The organism is Williamsia limnetica (assembly GCF_003217475.1).
GTDB lineage: Bacteria > Actinomycetota > Actinomycetes > Mycobacteriales > Mycobacteriaceae > Williamsia > Williamsia limnetica.
Window position 1 is genome coordinate 1 of sequence record NZ_QJSP01000043.1, and the last position, 2,651, is coordinate 2,651.

Consider the following 2,651-nt stretch of genomic DNA (forward strand, 5'->3'; position numbering starts at 1 on the left):
TGTCGACGGTCACGTAATTCCTCAGGGGTTTCCGTCAGGTAATTCCCCATGTCCGAGCGTGCTGGGGTCAGCGTAGCTGAGCAGGTCGGGTGGGGTCAGGTGGTCTTCTTGGCGGGGCGTCCGGGTCGTTTGCGGGGTCGGTAGGAGGGGCCGTCCATGAGGATCTGGTGGCTGGTGTTGATGAGCCGGTCGAGCAGCGATTCTGCGACGACGGGGTTGGGAAAGAGCGGGTACCAGTCTTTGGGTGCGCGGTTGCTGGTCAAGATCAGGGGTTTGCCGGCGATGGCCCGGTCTGAGACGAGGTCGTAAAGGTCGTCGGATCCGGTGGTGGTGTGCTCACGCATCGCGAAGTCGTCGATGATGAGCACGGCGGGGCGCGTGTATTCGCGCATGCGTTGGCCGATGGTCCGGTCAGCGTGACCGCCAGCGAGGTCGGCGAGCATGCGTGCGCATTTGACGAAACGCACGTCCGCGCCTCGTCGTGCGACGTGGTGGCCGAGTGCTTGTGCCACATGGGTTTTGCCGACTCCGACTGGTCCGTAGAGGATCACTGATTCACCGGCATCGAGCCAGCGCAGTGCGGCGAGGTCGCGGAGCATCGCGGCGGGCAGTTTCGGGTTCGCGGTGAAATCGAAGTCTTCGAAGGTCGCCTGTTGCTCGAAGCGAGCGCGGCGTACGCGTCGGGCCAGAGCGGCGTGCTCGCGTCGGGAGATTTCGTCTTCGCAGAGCACCTGCAAGAACTCGAGATGGCCGAGTTGGCCGTCGCGGGTTTGGGCCAGGCGGGCGTCGAGGGTGTCGAGCATGCCCCCGAGCTTGAGGGTTTTCAGTGCGGCTCGCAGGCTGGGATCGTGGATGGTCATAGCACTAGTTCCTTAAGTGAGATAGTCGTGAAAGATGCTGTGTGTCAATGGCAATGCGGATGCGTCTTATTGACCGGAGGCTGTGTCGAAAGCTTGCGGCCCGCGAAGTAGGGCCGGTACGACGGCAGCGGCCGGCGCGGGTGCACCTTCGTGTTCGGTGCCGGCGGCCAGGATTCCTTTGATGGTGCGGTATTGCACATCACCGACCTGGCTGGCCCGGTGGCAGGCGGCGTTGATCCGGTCGTCGGGGTAGCTCTTGCGCAGGCCCACGATGCCTTGGATCGCTCGAAGCCGGTGCAGCGCGTTGACCTCGGAGAGTTCGGCGACCACGGCCACCGCCGCGGGTCCAATCTCCTCGGCTTGGTGGCGGCACCAGGACACGGTCTGCAACGTGTAGGCGACTTTGTGGGGTGGGTAGTGCTCGAAGTTCGTCGACCGCCCCGCCAGGTGCAGCACGTGGGTCGCGGCCACCTCATCGCCGTCGAAAACCTGCACCATGTCGCCAGCGGTGCGGATCGTGACGCGGTGCCCGATTAATCGCCACGGCACCGAATACAGGGCTTTGCCGGCCTTGACATGACAATCCGGTGCGACCTTCCCGACGTGGTAGACGACATGTTCAAAGGGTTTTGGTGGCAACGGTTTCAGAGCTGATCGTTCGATCTGAGCGAACAGCTCTGCTGGTGTCATCCCGTCGATACCGCGGTGCGCGTGCTGGCCGTAGACGTCGATGCACCACACCACGGCGGCCTCCTTCATCTGCGGTAGCGAGCCGAAGGTTCGGCCTCGCCAAAACGAGTCTCGAATGTAAGGCATCGGGCGTTCGATCCGCGGTTTGTCTTTGGGTTTGCGCGCGCGGGCGGGGTCGATCAGCACGTCGTAGAAGGCGGCGAACTCGGCGTAAGCCCGGTTGATTTTCGGATCGTAGAGATCAGGGCGGTCGACCCCGGTCTTGAGGTTGTCGCACACGATCCGGGCGGGTGTACCGCCGAAGTAGTCGAACGCCGCCACATGCGAAGCACACCAGGAAGATTGATCCATCCGAAGCACCGGCTGAACGAACAGTAACCGTGAGCACGCCAGGATCATCGCGAACGCCCAGACCGTCACCCGCCGATCGGTGACCGGGTCATGCCACATGCCGAGTTTGCCGTAATCGACTTGCGCCTCCTCGCCCGGCGGGACTGCGCCACGCGGCACCGTGGCCTTGCCTTCGGCTACCTGTTCGGCGAATACTGCTGATACGTAACGCCGTACCGACGACTCGGACACATCCACTCCGTGGTCATCACGCAACCGCTGGGCGATAGTCGCGACCGTCACCGACTCGTCCAACTGGTCCTTGATCCAGGCGTGGTGGGCCGCGATCGCCGGTCTGGTCACCGCCCGCACCGCCGGATCGGCCACCTCGGGGAACCAGTCGGCGATCAGCTGCCGCCACACCGACTCGTCGAACCGCTCACCGCTGCCGGGGGTCATGCCGGCCGCGATTGCCGGTGCCAGATACTTTCGGATCGTCTTGCGGTCGATCCCCAACGCCGCCGAGATCTGCACCTGAGACCGGCCGCCATGCCAATGCCGGAACAACTCCATCAAATCGGTCATCGTCCACGTTCTCCTCGCCACCACGGGCCCCTTCCAGGGCCGGTAGGAGACCCTGCAAGAAGCGAACCTGTAGCCGCACCCGAACCCCGGCCGACACACCCCAGGGTGGGGAATTACGTGACGGCCAGGTGGGGAATTACGTGACGGACAACCCCATCAACCTGGGGAATTACGTGACCGCTGACA

The 2,651-nt window shown here is 63.8% G+C and carries 2 protein-coding genes; both read right to left on the minus strand.

Features of this window, described 5'->3' with window-relative positions; genetic code table 11:
- Positions 1-95: 95 nt before the first annotated feature.
- Positions 96-860, minus strand: coding sequence for an IS21-like element helper ATPase IstB (istB, locus tag DFR67_RS31015; protein ID WP_084835634.1), 765 nt, complete (start codon positions 858-860; stop codon positions 96-98).
- 66 nt (positions 861-926) lie between these two features.
- Complete coding sequence (gene istA / locus DFR67_RS31020; RefSeq protein WP_084835633.1) at positions 927-2,465, minus strand: IS21 family transposase; 1,539 nt, start codon at positions 2,463-2,465, stop codon at positions 927-929.
- Positions 2,466-2,651 lie beyond the last annotated feature (186 nt).

Excerpts from the sequence above, each read along its gene's own strand:
- istB (WP_084835634.1), bottom strand. The coding sequence starts at position 860 with ATGACCATCCACGATCCCAGCCTGCGAGCCGCACTGAAAACCCTCAAG.
- istA (WP_084835633.1), bottom strand. The coding sequence starts at position 2,465 with ATGACCGATTTGATGGAGTTGTTCCGGCATTGGCATGGCGGCCGGTCT.